The sequence below is a fragment of the Citrobacter freundii complex sp. CFNIH4 genome (assembly GCF_002934505.1).
Lineage (GTDB): Bacteria > Pseudomonadota > Gammaproteobacteria > Enterobacterales > Enterobacteriaceae > Citrobacter > Citrobacter freundii.
In genome coordinates this window covers 4,825,067-4,843,815 of the sequence record NZ_CP026231.1, presented here as the reverse complement: position 1 = coordinate 4,843,815, position 18,749 = coordinate 4,825,067, and the positions used below count along the sequence as shown (strand labels likewise).

The window sequence follows — 18,749 nt, the reverse complement described above, 5'->3', positions numbered from 1 at the left end:
TTAGCCCCACTGACCGTCCCTGCTCAATTGATGAGTAGGGACGGTGCAAAAATCTCCTCAACCATCGCATCAGCCAGTCGTTTCGCCGAACACAATCGCGGCATTCCTAACGCCACATTTTGCCAACGCTGCGTCACCGACCAGCTCACCGGATGACGCTGCGCATCGCACCAGTCGCCTAACCAGCTCAGCATATCGTTATACTCGCCCGATCCGCCGACAACTGGCGTGCTGAGCCAATGATGATAGTAATGACGCGTAGCAGGCGCCGCATTCACGCTGTCCGCCAACGCCTGAGCGGCCATGGTTCGCAGGTTGTCTTTTAGCATTAACACCACATCGGCATTCGCTAACCGGCAGGCGTCACCGAAGGCTCCCCAGCGCAACTCCTCCAGCGCAACAAAACAGCGTCCAGGTAACGACCAACCGTCATATGCGCCAGCCCGCCAGCGGGTAAAAATTTGTTCGCTGTGTTCGCCCGCCTGAACCGTCAGGCCACGCTGGGTCAGCGCCTTCTCTTTATACGCAGCGCGTTGGGTAAACCAGTCAGTCAGTGAATTTATTTGTTGTAAAAGACCGGGGGTTGAAAGCCCACGCGGGTGTTCGGTTTGTTGTAAAAACTTCAGCCCTTCGGCAATACGCACCAGCGCCAGATGGCCTGGGTCGATCATGCCCGCCAACTTTTCTACCAGCTTAAGACGCATCACCAGATGCTCGCTGGACACTCCCGCCATCACCCACGCCCGCAGTTGTGTCTGGGATAACACCTCCTGCGTCAGACGCGCACGCAACCGCTGCTGCTGTTGCAGAAAACCGCCGGAACGTTTGGTTTCATCTCCCTGAACCAGATCGACCATAAACTTCGGGTAGACACACTCCAGCGTCCTCCCGGGGCCTTCCAGTAAAACGTTAGTCATGTGTGCTCGGTTGCAAAAAGGGTATTGATATCGTCACGCAGCAAACGGGAATCTTCATAAAGCCATGCCGCAATCGTAATGCGCTGCTGCAATTGCTCATTCATTGCATTCACCGCGGATTCATTTTGTTGGCGTAGCGTCAGACTCTCACTCAGGCTCGCCTGTAATTGCGCCAGACACAGTGAAAAATCTGCAAAAAACGTGGCCATGCCTGCCGTAACGGAAATATCGACCTGAGCAACTAAAGCTTTACGAATTTGTTGGCAAAACTGGGAGACATACTGCACAAGGTTCTTATGCAAAGCGCCCATATCAATGAGATAACGCGTTTTTGTTTCGACGTAATCATTCCATCCCCAGTTGGGTTGATTTAGCCAACGAGAGAAAGTGTCACGCACCGCACCACCAGTAGACGGTGGATTTTCCACCGGGATATCCTGTTCAATGGCTTCGTTAAACAATTGGCGGGTATTGAAATTAAACATCGCTGTATGGAACGCTGGAAAACGGATCCGCGCACGAAAACCGGCGTGGTTTAGCTCCTCTTTCACCCTTTGCTCAATTGGCCGCATCGCGTCATTTAGCGCCCGGGAGAGCGTCGACTCAAGCTGTTCAAAACGCAGGGCTAAGTCACGGCTGATGCTTTCCTGCGCCGCCAGCAATACCCCCTCACAGGACGAGCGAATTTTATCTAACACAATTTTCGCCTGGCCTTCATCGTGCAGCACCAGCATTTCTCCGGACATTTCTGCCGAGGAGACACCAGCTCCCAGGCTATGTTGTGACATCATCAGGACGTTTTCTTTGATAAAGAAGGTGTTGATACCGCAAAGAATCTCGGTTTGTTGCTCTCTGAGATAGGCTGCAGCAGCCTCCAGCGCCAGTTCTACTTCATGGCTGACTTCATCGCTCACCCTCCCCTGGCTCACTTCTAACTGCTGCATATCCTCTTCAATATGCGTGATGTTCAGCCGCAGTTTGTCATAGGCGACCGTTAACCCGTGGGCACGAAACTCCAGATATTCATGCACGCTTTGCGCATAGTTCAATAACTTATGTGACGCTGAGCGTAGCGCATACAGCGATGCATTGGCGTAAGCGGCGTGAATCACTTTCTGGATAGGCTGTTCAAACAGCGAGTCTTCCCACAACAGGTCGGCGGCATGACGGATATGCTCCGTATCTTCAAGATCGGTGGTACGCCAGCGTCTGCCAAGCGCCGCTTCGGCAAAATCCTGCACCCAACGTTGCACCTGATGATCCGGCAGTCGCCCACGGGCCGTCAGCTCATGACGCGCCCTGTTTGCCAGATAGCCCCACATTGAGGAAACCGGATAGATTCTCTCAGGGGCAATACCACCTTGCATCAACGTGCCAGAAATCAACGCCCGCACCTGCTCTTCATCGTCACTGTTGCGGTCTTTCTGATCGAACTTGTTCACCAGCGCATACAGCGGTACTGACTTGCCAACCGCCATAATCGCCTGACGCACTTCCTCATCAGAAATCGATTTCAATTGGGTGTAATCCAACACCGCCAGCACCGCAGAGGCCCGTACCAGCTGTTCATTAAGCATTTTTTGTAAGTGCGGTTGTCCCGCCTCGTTCGGCCCCGGCGTATCCAGCAACGTTAATTGCCCTGGGTAGCTTGCTTGTCCGGCCAAATGGACAAACTCAACCTCAATAACCGGAATATGCTCAATCGCGGCATAGGCAGCAAAAGGAAAATCAACATCCAATGCTTTTGACAGGCGCACCAGGTCGTTCAGGCTTTTAAGGCAATGGAAAATAGGCTGTGCGCCAAGATAATACCGTTCAAATGCCACGCCGTTTTCAATATGCTGCAGCAGGACATTCATATCCTTGTCAATTTCCAGGGTCTGCGTAAGACGCAGGCGATCGCACTCGCGCACACGCTGCTGTAAAACCTTCATTAAGGCATCAATCGGCGCGACATGTGAAAAATGCAGGACCGGCTCTTTCTGCCCCGGCGTATGACGAATTAGCGTTGGTAACGCCGTCATGGGGCGATTACGATTAGGTAAAACTTCTGTCCCTACAATCGCGTTAATCGTCGTCGATTTTCCCGCTTTCATCGTGCCAACAATCGCCAGCACCATTTCCAGACGCGTAATCTTGCGCAACTCATTATTGAGCGTTGCTTGCTGGACATCCATGCCACGCGCGCTGAAATGCAGGGGCTGAACAACCTGACTGCTATGCTCTCCTTGTTTTAGCGCGACATCATCCAACGACGTCATGGGCAATTTTTGCAATTGCCTGAGATGTTCAAGCGAGAGCATCAGCAAGCGTTCCGCTTCCTGACTTAATTCATATATTGTCTGTGTGTGCATGGAAAATCTTTCCTTAACGCAAATAGCATTGCTTTTATTTAGCCCAATCGTTTTATTTATAGATTTTTTGGCTTTTATAATTACGTGTGGAAATAATTAAAATCAAAACAACCAATTGATATTATTAAAATAAGTTTGGCGTACAACCGCTGGCCTGAAACCTCTCACTTATGTAATAAGTAAGAAAGATAAACAGCGTAGTTCAGTTTTAAAAAATGCCAGCTTAATCCCCCTACTAAAATTAAGGGGGATTGAGATATTCAATCACAATGACTTAGACATCCGCAGGCGATGTTACCTATGAATATCAGATATTTCGCCTCACCTTATCTTAAATAACCTGACGTAGCAATTTCCCTTAAAAAATATTACCCCATACTTTCATTGAGGTAAAAGCAAAGGGTCTTTACAGCAGATCATTTGCGTAATCACGCAGTAGTCCCGACAAAAGCAGGGATTTTATGTATAATTGCGGCCTTTTTCGGCAATCTGCCATTTTTTGGGCGCATTTGCCCCTGCTGACTTTTGAGGAAATCCACATGTCATTACCACACTGCCCACAATGCAACTCCGAATACACTTACGAAGATAACGGCATGTTCATCTGCCCGGAATGCGCGCACGAATGGAACGATGCTGAACCGGCACAGGACAGCGACGAACTGATCGTTAAAGATGCCAACGGCAACCTGCTGGCCGACGGCGACAGCGTTACCGTCGTGAAAGACCTGAAGGTAAAAGGTAGCTCTTCCATGCTGAAGATCGGTACCAAAGTGAAAAACATTCGCCTGGTTGAAGGTGACCACAACATCGATTGCAAAATCGATGGCTTTGGCCCAATGAAGCTGAAATCTGAGTTTGTGAAAAAGAACTGATGCAAATTGCCTGATGGCACTACGCTCATCAGGTCTACACCAGCTCATCTGCCAGGCGGGAAGCTCATACTTCCCGCCTGGTTTATTTATGCAGACGATAACTACACTTAACTGGTTTCTTTTACCTGAGGTAAAGATTATGCCGTTAAGTCCCTATATCTCCTTTGCAGGCAACTGCGCTGACGCTATCGCCTACTATCAAAAAACGTTAGGCGCTGAACTGCTCTACAAAATCAACTTCGGTGAAATGCCCAAATCGGCGCAGGATAGTGAAGATGGTTGCCCTTCAGGCATGAAATTCCCCGATACCGCCATTGCCCACGCCAACCTGCGCGTTTCGGGCAGCGACATCATGATGAGCGATAGCGCCCCGGACGGAAATGCTCACTACTCTGGCTTTACGCTAGCGCTCGACACGCAAAACGTCGATGAAGGCAAACGCTGGTTTGATAACCTGGCAGCAAACGGAAAAATCGAAATGGACTGGCAGGAAACCTTCTGGGCCCACGGTTTCGGTAAAGTGAGCGACCAGTATGGCGTGCCGTGGATGATCAACGTCGTCAAACAACAGCAACCCCCTACAGAGTAATCCAACGGGAGGCCAGCCCTCCCGTACTGTCATCAAATAGCGCTCAACTCTTCATCATCGAGTAACTATCCCTTAACGAAAACGTCACATTGATCCGCCACGATGGGGCCACTTTTTTAGGGAGGCCGCAGCATGCAAACGATTATTCGCGTCGAAAAACTCTCCAAGTCCTTCAATCAACATCAGGCGCTCAATGCGGTTGATCTGAATATCTGTTCCGGTGAGATGGTGGCTCTGCTTGGGCCGTCCGGCTCCGGCAAATCCACCCTTTTACGTCATTTAAGCGGTTTGATCGTCGGTGATAAATCACCCGGTAGCCGCGTCGAGCTGCTGGGCCGCACCGTTCAACATGAAGGCCGCCTGGCGCGCGATATCCGCAAAAGCCGCGCCCACACCGGCTACATCTTCCAGCAGTTCAATCTGGTGAACCGCCTGACAGTGCTGGAGAACGTCCTGATTGGCGCGCTCGGCAGCACGCCGTTCTGGCGCACCTGTTTTAGCTGGTTTACCGCTGAGCAGAAACAGCGTGCATTACAAGCGTTAACCCGCGTTGGCATGGCGCACTTTGCATACCAGCGTGTTTCCACGCTTTCGGGCGGACAACAGCAGCGCGTCGCAATCGCCCGCGCGCTGATGCAGCAAGCCAAAGTGATCCTTGCCGATGAGCCGATTGCCTCACTGGACCCGGAATCCGCCCGCATCGTGATGGACACCCTACGCGACATCAACCAGACCGACGGCATCACCGTGGTCGTCACGCTGCATCAGGTAGATTACGCCCTGCGCTACTGCGAACGCATCGTCGCGCTGCGCCAGGGCAACGTCTTCTTTGATGGCAGCAGCCAGCATTTTGATAACGATCGTTTTGACCATCTTTACCGCAGCATGAACCGCGTCGAACAGAACGCGCAGGCTGCATAGTTCTAAAAAACCAGGCGTTATTGGCGCAGCCAGGCTGGAGACGGCCAGCGCGGAAAAACCGGAGCGTACACGCAGTACGTGAGGATTTTGAGCACTGCCCGGATTCAGGCTGGCAAGTGAAATAGCCTGGAACAATGACTAATTAAGGAAACGACATGAGCTATAAGACAGTTGCCGCGCTGGCTTTCACCAGCATGTTTAGCGTCAGTACCTTGTTAAGCCCGGCGCATGCCGAAGAGCAAGAAAAAGCGCTGAACTTTGGCATTATTTCGACCGAGTCACAGCAAAACCTGAAGCCACAGTGGGAACCGTTCCTGAAGGACATGGAAAAATCACTGGGCGTGAAAGTGAACGCCTTCTTCGCCCCGGACTACGCCGGGATCATCCAGGGCATGCGCTTTAACAAAGTGGATATCGCCTGGTACGGCAACCTCTCGGCAATGGAAGCGGTGGATCGCGCGAACGGACAAGTGTTTGCCCAAACCGTTGCCGCCGACGGATCCCCAGGTTACTGGAGCGTGTTGATCGTTAACAAAGACAGTCCGATCAATAACCTGAACGATCTGATCGCCAAACGTAAGGATCTGACCTTCGGCAACGGAGATCCCAACTCAACGTCAGGCTTCCTTGTTCCCGGCTACTACGTCTTTGCCAAAAACAACATCTCCGCGAGCGATTTCAAACGCACCGTTAACGCCGGACACGAAACCAACGCCCTGGCCGTCGCCAACAAGCAGGTCGATGTCGCCACCAACAACACCGAAAACCTCGACAAGCTGAAAACTTCCGCGCCGGAAAAGCTGAAAGAGCTGAAGGTGATCTGGAAGTCACCGCTGATCCCGGGCGATCCGATCGTCTGGCGTAAAAACCTCTCCGAAACCACCAAGGACAAGGTGTACGACTTCTTTATGAATTACGGCAAAACGCCGGAGCAGAAAATCGTACTGGAACGCCTTGGATGGGCACCGTTCCGCGCCTCCAGCGATCTGCAACTGGTGCCGATTCGCCAGCTGGCACTGTTTAAAGAGATGCAGGGTGTGAAGGACAACAAAGGGCTGAACGAGGAAGAGAAAACCAGCAAAACCTCGGCGTTGAAAGCGCAGCTCGATGACCTTGACCGTCTGACAGCCGCATTGGGCGCCATGACCAGCGTCACCAAAGCAGTGCAGTAACCCTAGTGCCCGGTGGCGCTTCGCTTACCGGGCCTACGATGTTTTGTAGGCCGGATAAGGCGCCTGCGCCGCCATCCGGCAATAACCTATGCACGGAGCTAAACATGCAAACCATCACCGTCGCCCCGCCCAAACGTAGCTGGTTCTCGCTGCTGAGCTGGGCCATTCTGCTCACCGTACTGGTGGTCTCGTGGAAAGGTGCCGAAATGGCTCCGCTCACGCTGATCGAAGATTCCGGCAATATGGCAACCTTCGCCGCCGACTTCTTCCCACCGGACTTCAGCCAGTGGCAAGACTATCTCGGTGAAATGGCCGTCACCCTGCAAATTGCCGTCTGGGGGACTGCCCTCGCCGTGGTGCTATCGATTCCCTTCGGCCTGATGTGCGCCGATAACCTGGTGCCGTGGTGGATTTACCAGCCGATGCGCCGCCTGATGGACGCCTGCCGCGCCATCAATGAAATGGTCTTCGCGATGCTGTTCGTGGTCGCCGTCGGGCTAGGGCCATTCGCCGGGGTGATGGCGCTATTTATCCACACCACAGGGGTACTCTCCAAGCTGCTTTCTGAAGCGGTAGAAGCCATTGAACCGGGTCCGGTAGAAGGTATTCGCGCCACCGGAGCCAACAAAATTGAAGAGATTCTGTACGGCGTTCTGCCACAGGTCATGCCGCTACTGATCTCCTACTCGCTGTATCGCTTTGAATCCAACGTTCGCTCGGCCACGGTAGTCGGCATGGTGGGCGCAGGTGGTATTGGCGTGACCTTATGGGAAGCGATTCGCGGCTTTCAGTTCCAGCAAACCTGCGCCCTGATGGTGTTAATCATCGTCACCGTCAGCCTGCTGGATTTCCTTTCCCAGCGTTTGCGTAAGCACTTTATCTGATTAGCGAGGCATTGATTGCTATGCACTTGTCTACACATCCGACCAGTTATCCAACGCGTTATCAGGAAATTGCCGCGAGACTTGAGCAGGAGCTACGTCAACATTATCGCTGCGGTGACTATCTGCCCGCCGAGCATCAGCTTGCCGCGCGCTTCGAGGTAAACCGCCACACCCTGCGCCGCGCCATTGACCAGTTGGTTGAACGCGGTTGGGTTCAGCGTCGCCAGGGAGTCGGCGTGCTGGTGCTGATGCGCCCGTTCGATTACCCGCTTAATGCCCAGGCACGCTTTAGTCAGAACCTGCTGGACCAGGGCAGCCACCCCACCAGCGAAAAACTGCTGGCGGTGCTGCGTCCGGCCTCCAGCCACATTGCCGATGCGCTCAGCATAAACGAGGGCGATAACGTGATTCACCTGCGCACCCTGCGCCGGGTTAACGGGATCGCACTGTGCCAGATCGACCACTATTTTTCCGACCTCACGCTGTGGCCGCTGCTGCAAGGCTTCAACAGCGGCTCACTGCACGACTATCTGCGTCAACAATCCGGTCTGACGCTGCTGCGCACGCAAACGCGCATCAGCGCCCGCCGCGCGCAGGCCAAAGAGAGCAAGGTGCTGGAAATCCCCAATATGGCGCCGCTGCTGTGCGTGCGCACCCTGAACCACCGTGAAGGCGAAGAACACGCGGCGGAATACTCCGTCAGCCTGACCCGCGCCGACATGATCGAATTCACTATGGAGCACTGAATGCATTTCGATACCGCCACCCGCCAGCGCTGGATGCGCGCCTTGGCTTACAGCAATGCCGATGCCCTGAACGCCCGCATCAACGAGCTCAAACTGACGCCGGACTATGAACTTATCCGCGCACCGGAAAGCGGACTGATGCAGATCCAGGCCCGTATGGGCGGTACCGGTAACCGCTTCTTTGCCGGTGACACCACGCTTACCCGCGCAGTGGTACGCCTGAAGAGCGGCACGCTGGGTTACAGCTACCTGCTGGGACGCAACAAACAACATGCCGAGCAGTGCGCGGTGATTGACGCGCTACTGCAGGAACAAACGCATTTCCAGAACCTAATGGAAACCTTAATTGCCCCGCTGGAAGCGGAACGCGATGCGCTGATTAACGCACGCTGTGCCGAAGTTAACGCCAGCCGGGTCGACTTCTTCACGCTGGTACGCGGAGATAACGCATGACCTTACAGACCGCATTTAATTTACCCGTTCAGGATGCTCAGCAGAGCTTTCGTCGCCTGCTGAAAGCCATGAGCGAACCGGGCGTAATCGTCGCCCTGCATCAGCTGAAACACGGCTGGCAGCCGCTGGGTCTGGCGACCACCAGCGTGCTGCTGACCCTGGTCGATGGCGACACGCCGGTCTGGCTGGCGCCGTCGATGGATAACGATATCGCCCGGCAGAACCTGCGTTTTCACACCAACGCGCCGCTGGTGGATCAACCACAGTTGGCGGCCTTTGCCGTCGCCGACGAACGTATCAGCAGCGAACAGCTTAACGCCCTCTCCGCCGGTTCAGCCGTCGCACCAGAAACCAGCGCCACGCTGATTGTGCAGGTCTCTGGCTTAAGCGGCGGACGCATGCTGCGTCTGACCGGCGCGGGCATCGCCGAAGAGCGCATGATCGCGCCACAGCTGCCGGAATGCCTGATTCACGAACTCACCGAACGCCCGCACCCGTTCCCACTGGGGGTCGATCTGATCCTCACCTGTGGCGAACGCCTGCTGGCTATTCCGCGAACCACCCATGTGGAGGTGTGCTGATGTACGTCGCCGTCAAAGGGGGCGAAAAGGCGATAGCCAACGCCCACGCCCTGCAGGAAAACCGACGCCGGGGCGATGAGACCATTGCTGAACTGAGCGTGGCGCAAATCGAACAGCAGATGAACCTGGCCGTTGATCGGGTGATGACCGAAGGTGGCATCGCTGACCGCGAACTGGCTGCACTGGCGCTCAAACAGGCCAGCGGCGATAACGTCGAGGCCATCTTTTTGCTCCGCGCCTACCGCACTACGCTGGCAAAGGTTGCTGTCAGCGAACCGGTTAACAGCGCAGAAATGCGTCTTGAACGCAGAATCTCCGCGGTCTACAAGGATATTCCCGGCGGGCAGCTGTTGGGTCCAACCTATGACTATACCCATCGCCTGCTGGATTTTACCTTACTGGCCAATGGCGAAACCCCGCCTCTGCGCAGCGCAGACGGCGCGCAGGATGCCTCCCCGCACGTCTTTTCCCTGCTGGCGAACCAGGGCCTGGCAAAACGTGAAGAGGATGATGGCGCGACACCCGACGACATCACCCGCACGCCGCCGGTTTACCCCTGCTCACGCGCTTCACGTCTGCAACAGCTGATGCGCGGTGACGAGGGATATTTGCTGGCGCTGGCCTACTCCACCCAGCGCGGCTACGGGCGCAACCACCCGTTTGCCGCCGAAATCCGTAGCGGCTATGTGGCACTGGAAACCGTACCGGAAGAGCTGGGATTTGCGGTGAACGTCGGCGAACTGCTGATGACGGAATGTGAAATGGTCAACGGTTTTATCGCGCCAGAAAATGAATCCCCCCATTTTACCCGCGGCTACGGGCTGGTGTTCGGTATGAGCGAACGTAAAGCAATGGCGATGGCGCTGGTGGACCGCGCCCTACAGGCAGCCGAATACGATGAAACGGTCACAGGACCGGCGCAGGACGAAGAGTTCGTGCTGGCGCATGCGGATAACGTCGAGGCGGCGGGTTTTGTTTCGCACCTCAAACTTCCCCATTACGTCGATTTCCAGGCCGAACTGGAACTGCTCAAACGCCTGCAACAGGAGGCCACCCGTGACCACTAACCTCTCCGGCTACAACTTTGCCTATCTTGATGAGCAAACCAAACGCATGATCCGCCGCGCAATTCTGAAAGCGGTAGCGATTCCCGGTTACCAGGTACCGTTTGGCGGCCGTGAAATGCCGATGCCATACGGATGGGGAACCGGCGGCATTCAACTTACCGCCAGCGTGATTGGCGAGCCGGACGTGCTGAAAGTGATTGACCAGGGCGCGGACGACACCACTAACGCCGTATCGATTCGTAATTTCTTCAAGCGTGTGACCGGAGTGAATACCACTGAGCGTACGGAAGATGCGACGCTGATCCAGACCCGCCACCGCATCCCGGAGACGCCGCTGGTGGAAGATCAAATAATCATCTTCCAGGTACCGATCCCCGAGCCGCTGCGCTTTATCGAACCGCGTGAAACGGAAACTCGCACCATGCACGCGCTGGAAGAGTACGGCATCATGCAGGTGAAACTGTATGAAGATATCGCCCGCTTTGGTCATATCGCCACCACTTACGCCTATCCGGTGAAGGTCAACTACCGCTACGTCATGGACCCGTCGCCCATCCCGAAATTCGACAATCCGAAGATGGACATGATGCCGGCCCTGCAACTGTTTGGCGCAGGCCGCGAAAAACGCATCTATGCCGTTCCACCTTACACCCGCGTGGAAAGTCTCGATTTCGACGATCACCCGTTTACCGTGCAGAGCTGGGATGAACCTTGTGCCATCTGCGGCTCAACCCACAGCTATCTCGATGAAGTGGTGCTCGATGACAGCGGCAAACGCATGTTTGTCTGCTCCGACACCGATTACTGCCGCCAACAGAGCGAGGCCCTCAGCAAATGACGCAACCGCTGCTTTCAGTCAACAACCTGACCCATCTCTACGCGCCGGGCAAGGGCTTCAGCGATGTCTCTTTTGACCTGTGGCCAGGCGAAGTGCTGGGTATCGTCGGCGAGTCCGGTTCTGGCAAAACCACGCTGCTGAAATCGATCTCTTCACGGCTGACGCCGCAGAGCGGTGAGATTTTGTATCAGAACCGTTCGCTGTACGGCATGAACGAAGCCGACCGTCGCCGTCTGCTGCGCACCGAATGGGGCGTGGTGCATCAGCATCCGCTGGATGGCCTGCGCCGTCAGGTCTCCGCCGGCGGCAATATCGGCGAACGCCTGATGGCCACTGGCGCGCGTCACTACGGCGACATCCGCGCCACCGCGCAGCGCTGGCTGGAGGAGGTGGAGATCCCCGCCTCGCGTATCGACGACCTGCCAACCACCTTTTCCGGCGGTATGCAGCAGCGCCTGCAGATCGCCCGCAACCTCGTCACCCATCCCAAACTGGTGTTTATGGACGAACCCACCGGCGGGCTGGACGTTTCGGTACAGGCCAAACTGCTGGACCTGCTGCGCGGCCTGGTGGTGGAACTGGATCTTGCAGTGGTCATTGTCACCCACGATTTGGGTGTGGCGCGTCTGCTGGCAGACCGTTTGCTGGTGATGAAGCAGGGTCAGGTGGTGGAAAGTGGGTTAACCGACCGCGTGCTCGACGACCCGCACCATCCGTACACCCAGTTGTTGGTGTCGTCCGTTTTGCAAAATTAAACATCGGATGCCGGATGGCAGCTTACGGGGCGCTTTTTGTAGGCCGGATAAGCACAGCAACATCCGGCAATAAGAACCATGAGGCTCAAATGATCCGCGTTGAAAATGTCAGTAAAACCTTTGTCCTGCATCAGCAAAACGGCGTGCGTCTGCCGGTGCTGCAAAACGCCACGCTGGAAGTGAAAAACGGCGAATGCGTGGTGCTGCACGGTCACTCGGGTAGCGGCAAATCCACGCTGCTGCGATCGCTGTACGCCAACTATCTGCCGGATGAAGGACACATCCACATTCGCCACAGCGATGAGTGGGTCGATCTGGTGCAGGCCCCGGCGCGCAAAGTGTTGGAAGTTCGCCGTTCAACCATCGGCTGGGTGAGCCAGTTCCTGCGCGTAATCCCGAGGATTTCCGCGCTGGATGTGGTGATGCAACCGCTGCTGGATCTGAGTGTCTCCCGTGAGGAGTGTGCAGCCAAAGCGGCTAACCTGCTTACCCGCCTGAACGTGCCGGAGCGGCTGTGGCACCTGGCGCCGTCGACCTTCTCCGGTGGCGAACAGCAGCGCGTCAACATCGCCCGCGGGTTTATCGTCGATTACCCGATTCTGCTGCTCGATGAACCCACCGCCTCGCTGGACGCCAAAAATAGCGCCGCCGTCGTCGCATTGATTGAAGAAGCAAAAGCCCGCGGCGCAGCAATTGTCGGTATTTTTCACGATCAAACCGTGCGCGACCGCGTAGCGGATCGTCTGCATCTGATGGGAACAACAGCATGATTATCAATAATGTAAAGCTGGTACTGGAAGATGACGTGGTGCAAGGATCGCTGGAAATTGAGGGCGGGGTCATTCGCGCCTTTGCTGAAAGTCCGAGCAGCCTACCTGAGGCGCTGGACGGCGAAGGCGGCTGGCTGCTGCCAGGGCTTATCGAGCTGCATACCGATAATCTCGACAAATTTTTTACCCCGCGCCCGAAGGTAGACTGGCCTGCCCACTCGGCGATGAGCAGCCACGACGCGCTAATGGTCGCCAGCGGCATTACCACCGTGCTGGACGCAGTGGCGATTGGCGATGTGCGCGACGGTGGTGACCGTCTGGAAAATCTGGAGAAGATGATCAACGCGGTGGAAGAGACGCAAAAGCGTGGGGTCAATCGCGCCGAGCACCGCTTGCACCTGCGCTGCGAGCTGCCGCATCACACTACCCTGCCGCTGTTTGAAAAACTGGTTGGTCGTGAGCCGGTGACGCTGGTGTCGCTGATGGATCATTCCCCCGGCCAGCGTCAGTTCGCCAATCGTGAGAAGTACCGCGAGTATTATCAGGGCAAGTATTCGCTCACCGACGAGCAGATGGCCCGTTATGAAGAAGAACAGTTAGCGCTGGCTGCGCGTTGGTCACAGCCCAACCGCACGGCGATTGCCCAGATGTGCCGTGAGCGCCAGATTGCGCTGGCAAGCCATGACGATGCCACCTGCGATCATGTGCTGGAATCGCATCAACTTGGCAGCGTGATCGCCGAATTTCCCACAACTTTCGAAGCCGCCGATGCCTCACGCCAGCATGGCATGAACGTGCTGATGGGCGCACCTAACATCGTGCGCGGCGGTTCTCACTCCGGCAACGTGGCGGCACATAGGCTGGCTGAGCTGGGGCTGCTGGATATTCTCTCCTCCGACTACTACCCCGCCAGCCTGCTCGATGCGGCATTTCGCGTAGCGGATGACGACGCTAACCGCTTTACGCTGTCGCAGGCTATTCGTCTGGTGACCCGCAATCCGGCGCGGGCCTTAAATCTCGACGATCGCGGCGTTATTGCCGAAGGTAAACGCGCGGATCTGGTGCTGGCGCATCGCAAAGGCGGCAACATCCATATCGACCACGTCTGGCGTCAGGGCAAAAGGGTATTCTGACTATGGGTAAACTGATCTGGCTGATGGGGCCGTCCGGCTCCGGTAAGGACAGTCTGCTGGCAGAATTGCGCCAGCAGGAACCGGCGCAACTGCTGGTGGCGCATCGCTACATCACCCGCGCCGCCAACGCCGGGAATGAAAATCATATTGCGCTAAGTGAACCAGAGTTTTTTACCCGCGCCGGGCAGAATCTGCTGGCGCTGAGCTGGCACGCCAACGGTTTCTACTACGGCGTCGGCGTGGAGATAGACCTCTGGCTGCACGCTGGTTTTGATGTGGTGGTCAACGGCTCGCGTGCGCATCTGCCCCAGGCGCAGGCCCGTTATGGCGCTTCTTTGCTTCCCATTTGCTTACAGGTTTCTCCGGCAATTCTCCGCCAGCGCCTGCAGGCTCGTGGGCGGGAGAGCGAAACGGAAATCGCCGCCCGTCTTGAACGCGCAGCCCGCTACGCCCCGTATGACTGCCACGTCCTGAATAACGATGGTAGTTTGCTACAGTCTGTCGATACACTGCTCGCACTGATGGGACGCAAGGAGAAGAAACATGTCTGTCTGTGAATTACGCCGCGCCACGCTCTACGATACCGATGCGGTTTACGCGCTCATCTGCGAGTTGAAACAGGGTCAATTTGACCTGCAGGCTTTTAGCGCTGGTTACGCCGCTAATCTGCAAGATGCCAATATGCACTACCAGCTGGCACTGATCGACGGACAGGTCGTCGGCTTGATCGGTCTACACCTGCAGTTTCATCTGCACCACGCCAACTGGATTGGCGAAATCCAGGAACTGGTGGTGATGCCGCAGGCACGAGGGTTAAGGGTCGGCAGCCAGCTACTGGCCTGGGCCGAAGCCGCCGCACGCGAAGCGGGCGCAGAAGTCACCGAGCTTTCCACCAGCACCCAACGACTTGACGCACACCGTTTTTACCAGCGTGAAGGCTATACCATGAGCCATTTTCGCTTCACCAAACCGCTGTAGGGGAAGCCATGAGTCTGATCATTACGCTAACGGGAACTGGCGGCGCACAGCTGGTGCCGACATTTGGCTGCGACTGTGCGGCCTGCCAACGAGCACGCTTACAGGCGCAATATCGTCGACGCCCTTGTAGCGGGGTGGTCAAATTCAACAATGCGGTGACGCTGCTGGACGCGGGGATCCCGCATCTGATGGACGACTGGCCAGTGGGCAGCTTCCAGCAGTTTCTGCTGACCCACTATCATATGGATCACGTGCAGGGGCTGTTTCCGCTGCGCTGGGGCGTGGGGGCGACTATCCCGGTGTACGGACCGCCGGATGAACAGGGTTGCGACGATCTGTTTAAGCATCCCGGCATCCTCGATTTTAGCCATACCGTCGCGCCATTCGTAGTGTTTGACCTGCAAGGATTGCAGGTCACGCCGCTACCGCTCAACCATTCAAAGCTGACGTTTGGTTATCTGCTGGAGACCGCACATAGCCGCGTGGCGTGGCTCTCCGATACCGCCGGACTTCCCGACAAGACGCTGAAGTTTCTCCACAATAACCAACCCCAGGTGATTATCATCGACTGCAGCCATGCCCCGCGCTCCGAGCCACCGCGCAATCACTGTGATTTAAATACCGTTATCGCGTTGAACGACATTATCCGCTGTCCACGGGTGATCCTGACGCATATCAGCCATCAGTTCGACCTGTGGATGATGGAAAACCAGCTTCCCGCAGGGTTTGAGGCAGGATATGACGGTATGGAGATTATGCTGGAGTAAGGAAATTTGCCGGATGCGATGAAAACATCTTATCCGGCCGACAAGACGACAGTCAGGCGACTTTTCCATAAGCATAGAGAGATTGCAATGCATACATGCACTGTGCTCAAGTGCATGCATTAACATAAAATGGCGAGATGTTGAGCTGACAGCGAAATCCCTTACAGGGGATAAAATATTCTTACATTTAGATAGTTACAGTTAACGATCGTAATCTTCTTCCATTCTGCGTTCTTCGTCTTCTAACTGACGCCGTTCTTGATCAAGCTGGCGCTGACGGTCATCCAGTTGGCGACGTCGATCTTCAAACTGGCGGCGGCGATTGTCATATTGCCTGCGCCGGTCGTCACTCATCTGGCGCTGCCAGCTTTCATCACGGGAATCATCATAATCCCGCCCGTTGTCCGGTTTGTATGCGTCGTTTATCGCCTGCTGAATATTACCAATGGCGTCATCGATAATATCCGCCTGCGCCGATACGGTGGTCAGCATCAGCAAACTAAAAAGAAGGAATGTCGCGGAGCGTTGCATAAAACCAGCCTCATCAAGAAACTCGCCCCACGGTAACCAAAGCGTATTTGCGCGGGTAGCGGAGGAATCTCAATTACGCGAATGCCGCAGCGCCTGCGCCAGCTCTCCCCGGGTAAAAGGCTTACGCAATAGTGCCACATCCGGCAGCGCCGGGTTATGCGCCGGGCGTAAATCCTGACCGCTCATCAGCAAGATGGACACCTGCGGATAATGTGCCTGGGCATGGTTAACCACATCCACGCCGCTTAAACCACCAGGCAGCATTAAGTCGCTGATAAAAATATCAATCTCGGATGAAGCCGCCAGCATATGCATCGCCTGTTCGCCGTTGGCGGCCTCTAACGTCAGGTAGCCCAGCAGGTGTAATTGCTCGCACAACGTCTGGCGTACATCGTCCTCATCCTCGAGCACCAACACCAGTTTTTCATCGTTGGTCGTTGTGTGTTGCGCTACCGCTTCCACTTGAGCCTGCACCGGAACAACGGCGCGAGGCAGTTGCAGCCGGACAGTCGTTCCCTGCCCGGGGGCGCTTTCAATCTCCACCCGGCCACCGGACTGGCGCACAAAACCGTAAACCATCGACAGCCCAAGCCCACTGCCGCTGCCGGTCTGTTTGGTGGTGAAAAATGGCTCGAAGACCTGCGCTTTCACTTCCTGCGACATCCCACTTCCCTGGTCGGCTACCTCCAGCATCACCATGTCCTGCTTACGCCCATCGCTGCGCGTAACCCGTTGATTCCAGGTACGGATTTTTATCGTGCCCGCCTGCCCGTCCATGGCGTCACGGGCGTTCATCACCAGATTGATAATGGCGTTTTCCAGTTGGCTGACGTCAATCCACGCGGGCCAGGCAGGCGACTGGGCTTCAATCTCCAGCGTCAACGTGGCCGGAAGAGAGTGGCGCATCAGTTCGCCCAGGTTTTCCAGCAAGGTTTTCAGCTCCACCGCATGAGGGTGCAATGACTGTTTGCGCGAAAAGGCCAACAGCCGTTGGGTAAGCAGCGCCCCGCGCTCGGCGGCTTTTAGCGCCCGATTGACCCGTGGCGCATCGGGCGACTCCGGATTCACCAAATCCAGACTGCCAATAATCACCGCCAGCAGGTTATTGAAATCATGCGCTAATCCACCCGTCAGTTGCCCCACCGCCTTCAGCTTTTGGCTGTGCAACAGCGCTTCTTCCAGCCCCTGACGCTCGGTGCGATCGATTTCCATCTGGCTGGTTTTTTCTTTTAGCAGTCGAGTGGTGTGCTCCAGCGATGCCGTATTGCGGGCAAAGACGCTAAAGGCGCGGGCCAGCTCGCCCAGCTCATCGCGCCGCTGCAGAGCCGGGACACTGACGTCTGATTCACCGTGCGCCAGTCGGGTCATCGCCCGCGAAATGGCCGTTAGGTTGGAGCCGAGATTACGGTAGATATACCACCCGGCAAAACCGGTGATCACCACCGCCAGCAGTGCAAACACTAAAATAAACAACGCGCCGGATTGCAGTTCCTGATGGCTTTGCGCCACCCGCTGCTCTGAGATCAGCGCCACCTGCGAGGCATACTGGTTGATATCGCTGTTGAGGATCGCCACCAACGCTTTGATGTGGAACATATACCAATTGATGGCCAAATCGCTTTGCTCCAGCGCGGAAGAGAGCGGCTCCAGCTTATGCAGCTCCTGGTTGAAGTCGTTGAGGATACCGCTAATCAGCGGATTGGCATGAAGCAAGGGAAGAGCGGGCATCACCGCATCCAGTTGTTTCACCACTGAACGCGGCGTGGGCGTGTCGATGGCGGCAACAATTAAGCGGTCCATCTGCCCCAGCAGCACATCGTCCTGCGCGCCGGTGAGCTTTTGCAGATGACGTAAATAGCTTTGATTTTGATACAGCGAACTGAGCAGCGCGTTACGTTCCAGGTGCCGCCGCTGACCGCGCTGCAACATCCCTTCCACGCTGCTTTGTAGTTCATTACTGCGCTGGATAATTCGCTCGACCAGCACCGGCTCCTGCTGTGCCAGCGGCGCGGTAGCCAGTTGTTCCAGCGACTGCTTCAGCGCCCTTTGCGTCTCCTGCAGCCGCTCCGCTTCCCCTTTGTATTCCAGCGCCCCGACTACCTGCGACAGCCGCACCGCCGCTGTCGCGACGTTCGCCGTATCCCGTGCCAGGTTCATGCTGCCGGTCATGTCGTCAACGGTTTGCTGCTGCACCTGCTCCTGGATCTGGCTTGCGTGCTGAAACCCCAGCACCGCCACGCCGCTCACCATCAGCGTGACCGCCACCACCAGCAGATTGAAGAACAGCAATCGTCCACGCGCACTGGCGAAAAAGTGACGTCCCGGTTGCGGCATATCACGCTCCGTGAAGAAAAATCGCAATATGACAAATATGAACGGCTTCTGACATTTTGCATTTACATTCCTGTGATGGACTGC

At 55.9% G+C, this 18,749-nt stretch carries 20 protein-coding genes; 16 read left to right on the top strand and 4 right to left on the bottom strand.

Going from position 1 to position 18,749, the window contains the following annotated elements; genetic code table 11:
• Positions 1 to 23: 23 nt before the first annotated feature.
• Complete coding sequence (locus C2U41_RS24725; protein ID WP_032941067.1) at positions 24 to 917, bottom strand: diguanylate cyclase regulator RdcB family protein; 894 nt, start codon at positions 915 to 917, stop codon at positions 24 to 26.
• Positions 914 to 3,271 (bottom strand): clamp-binding protein CrfC, encoded by a 2,358-nt coding sequence (gene crfC, locus C2U41_RS24720; RefSeq protein WP_003031837.1) that lies wholly within the window; start codon positions 3,269 to 3,271, stop codon positions 914 to 916. Before crfC ends, C2U41_RS24725 begins: the two co-directional genes overlap by 4 nt.
• A 539-nt stretch (positions 3,272 to 3,810) precedes the next feature.
• Between crfC and C2U41_RS24715 the strand changes: the two genes are divergently transcribed.
• The 16 genes from C2U41_RS24715 to phnP all read left to right on the top strand — a co-directional run bounded on the left by C2U41_RS24715 (position 3,811) and on the right by phnP (position 15,800).
• Entirely contained in the window at positions 3,811 to 4,146 is a 336-nt protein-coding gene (locus C2U41_RS24715; protein ID WP_003031835.1) for a zinc ribbon domain-containing protein YjdM, read from the top strand.
• 139 nt (positions 4,147 to 4,285) lie between these two features.
• On the top strand, positions 4,286 to 4,735 hold the full coding sequence (gene yjdN / locus C2U41_RS24710; RefSeq protein WP_048241765.1) for a VOC family metalloprotein YjdN: 450 nt from the start codon (positions 4,286 to 4,288) through the stop codon (positions 4,733 to 4,735).
• 132 nt (positions 4,736 to 4,867) lie between these two features.
• Positions 4,868 to 5,656, top strand: coding sequence for a phosphonate ABC transporter ATP-binding protein (phnC, locus tag C2U41_RS24705; protein WP_003841124.1), 789 nt, complete (start codon positions 4,868 to 4,870; stop codon positions 5,654 to 5,656).
• A 155-nt stretch (positions 5,657 to 5,811) separates the two neighbouring features.
• On the top strand, positions 5,812 to 6,828 hold the full coding sequence (phnD, locus tag C2U41_RS24695) for a phosphonate ABC transporter substrate-binding protein (protein ID WP_003841122.1): 1,017 nt from the start codon (positions 5,812 to 5,814) through the stop codon (positions 6,826 to 6,828).
• Positions 6,829 to 6,932: 104 nt separating this feature from the next.
• The gene (phnE, locus tag C2U41_RS24690; protein ID WP_046671380.1) at positions 6,933 to 7,712 is read left to right on the top strand and encodes a phosphonate ABC transporter, permease protein PhnE; all 780 of its coding nucleotides are present in this window, start codon (positions 6,933 to 6,935) and stop codon (positions 7,710 to 7,712) included.
• Between the two features lie 20 nt (positions 7,713 to 7,732).
• Entirely contained in the window at positions 7,733 to 8,458 is a 726-nt protein-coding gene (gene phnF, locus C2U41_RS24685; RefSeq protein WP_003031826.1) for a phosphonate metabolism transcriptional regulator PhnF, read from the top strand.
• Positions 8,459 to 8,911: a phosphonate C-P lyase system protein PhnG gene (phnG, locus tag C2U41_RS24680; RefSeq protein ID WP_048241771.1), complete on the top strand. Its 453-nt coding sequence runs from the start codon at positions 8,459 to 8,461 to the stop codon at positions 8,909 to 8,911. It begins immediately after the preceding gene.
• Positions 8,908 to 9,492, top strand: coding sequence for a phosphonate C-P lyase system protein PhnH (gene phnH / locus C2U41_RS24675; protein ID WP_003031824.1), 585 nt, complete (start codon positions 8,908 to 8,910; stop codon positions 9,490 to 9,492). The genes phnG and phnH overlap by 4 nt, the downstream gene beginning before the upstream one ends.
• Positions 9,492 to 10,559, top strand: a complete 1,068-nt coding sequence (locus C2U41_RS24670; protein WP_103849059.1) for a carbon-phosphorus lyase complex subunit PhnI — start codon at positions 9,492 to 9,494, stop codon at positions 10,557 to 10,559. Before phnH ends, C2U41_RS24670 begins: the two co-directional genes overlap by 1 nt.
• A gap of 46 nt (positions 10,560 to 10,605) precedes the next feature.
• Positions 10,606 to 11,397 carry an alpha-D-ribose 1-methylphosphonate 5-phosphate C-P-lyase PhnJ gene (gene phnJ / locus C2U41_RS24665; protein ID WP_233901305.1) on the top strand — a complete coding sequence of 264 codons (792 nt, stop codon included), beginning with the start codon at positions 10,606 to 10,608 and terminating at the stop codon, positions 11,395 to 11,397.
• Positions 11,394 to 12,152: a phosphonate C-P lyase system protein PhnK gene (gene phnK, locus C2U41_RS24660; protein WP_003844769.1), complete on the top strand. Its 759-nt coding sequence runs from the start codon at positions 11,394 to 11,396 to the stop codon at positions 12,150 to 12,152. Before phnJ ends, phnK begins: the two co-directional genes overlap by 4 nt.
• Positions 12,153 to 12,241: 89 nt before the next feature.
• A complete protein-coding gene (phnL, locus tag C2U41_RS24655; RefSeq protein ID WP_103849061.1) occupies positions 12,242 to 12,922 on the top strand; it encodes a phosphonate C-P lyase system protein PhnL in 681 nt (226 codons plus the stop codon).
• The gene (gene phnM / locus C2U41_RS24650) at positions 12,919 to 14,055 is read left to right on the top strand and encodes an alpha-D-ribose 1-methylphosphonate 5-triphosphate diphosphatase (RefSeq protein ID WP_003031811.1); all 1,137 of its coding nucleotides are present in this window, start codon (positions 12,919 to 12,921) and stop codon (positions 14,053 to 14,055) included. Before phnL ends, phnM begins: the two co-directional genes overlap by 4 nt.
• Before the next feature lie 2 nt (positions 14,056 to 14,057).
• Positions 14,058 to 14,612 carry a ribose 1,5-bisphosphokinase gene (phnN, locus tag C2U41_RS24645; protein WP_003841102.1) on the top strand — a complete coding sequence of 185 codons (555 nt, stop codon included), beginning with the start codon at positions 14,058 to 14,060 and terminating at the stop codon, positions 14,610 to 14,612.
• Positions 14,599 to 15,033, top strand: coding sequence for an aminoalkylphosphonate N-acetyltransferase (gene phnO / locus C2U41_RS24640; RefSeq protein ID WP_003031809.1), 435 nt, complete (start codon positions 14,599 to 14,601; stop codon positions 15,031 to 15,033). The genes phnN and phnO overlap by 14 nt, the downstream gene beginning before the upstream one ends.
• Before the next feature lie 8 nt (positions 15,034 to 15,041).
• Positions 15,042 to 15,800: a phosphonate metabolism protein PhnP gene (gene phnP / locus C2U41_RS24635; RefSeq protein WP_103849062.1), complete on the top strand. Its 759-nt coding sequence runs from the start codon at positions 15,042 to 15,044 to the stop codon at positions 15,798 to 15,800.
• Between the two features lie 201 nt (positions 15,801 to 16,001).
• Here phnP and yjdP read toward each other — a convergent pair whose 3' ends face one another.
• Both yjdP and C2U41_RS24625 read right to left on the bottom strand, forming a co-directional pair.
• Positions 16,002 to 16,331 (bottom strand): DDRRRQL repeat protein YjdP, encoded by a 330-nt coding sequence (gene yjdP / locus C2U41_RS24630; protein ID WP_003031807.1) that lies wholly within the window; start codon positions 16,329 to 16,331, stop codon positions 16,002 to 16,004.
• Positions 16,332 to 16,400: 69 nt separating this feature from the next.
• Positions 16,401 to 18,665, bottom strand: a complete 2,265-nt coding sequence (locus tag C2U41_RS24625; RefSeq protein ID WP_103849063.1) for a hybrid sensor histidine kinase/response regulator — start codon at positions 18,663 to 18,665, stop codon at positions 16,401 to 16,403.
• Between the last annotated feature and the right edge of the window lie 84 nt (positions 18,666 to 18,749).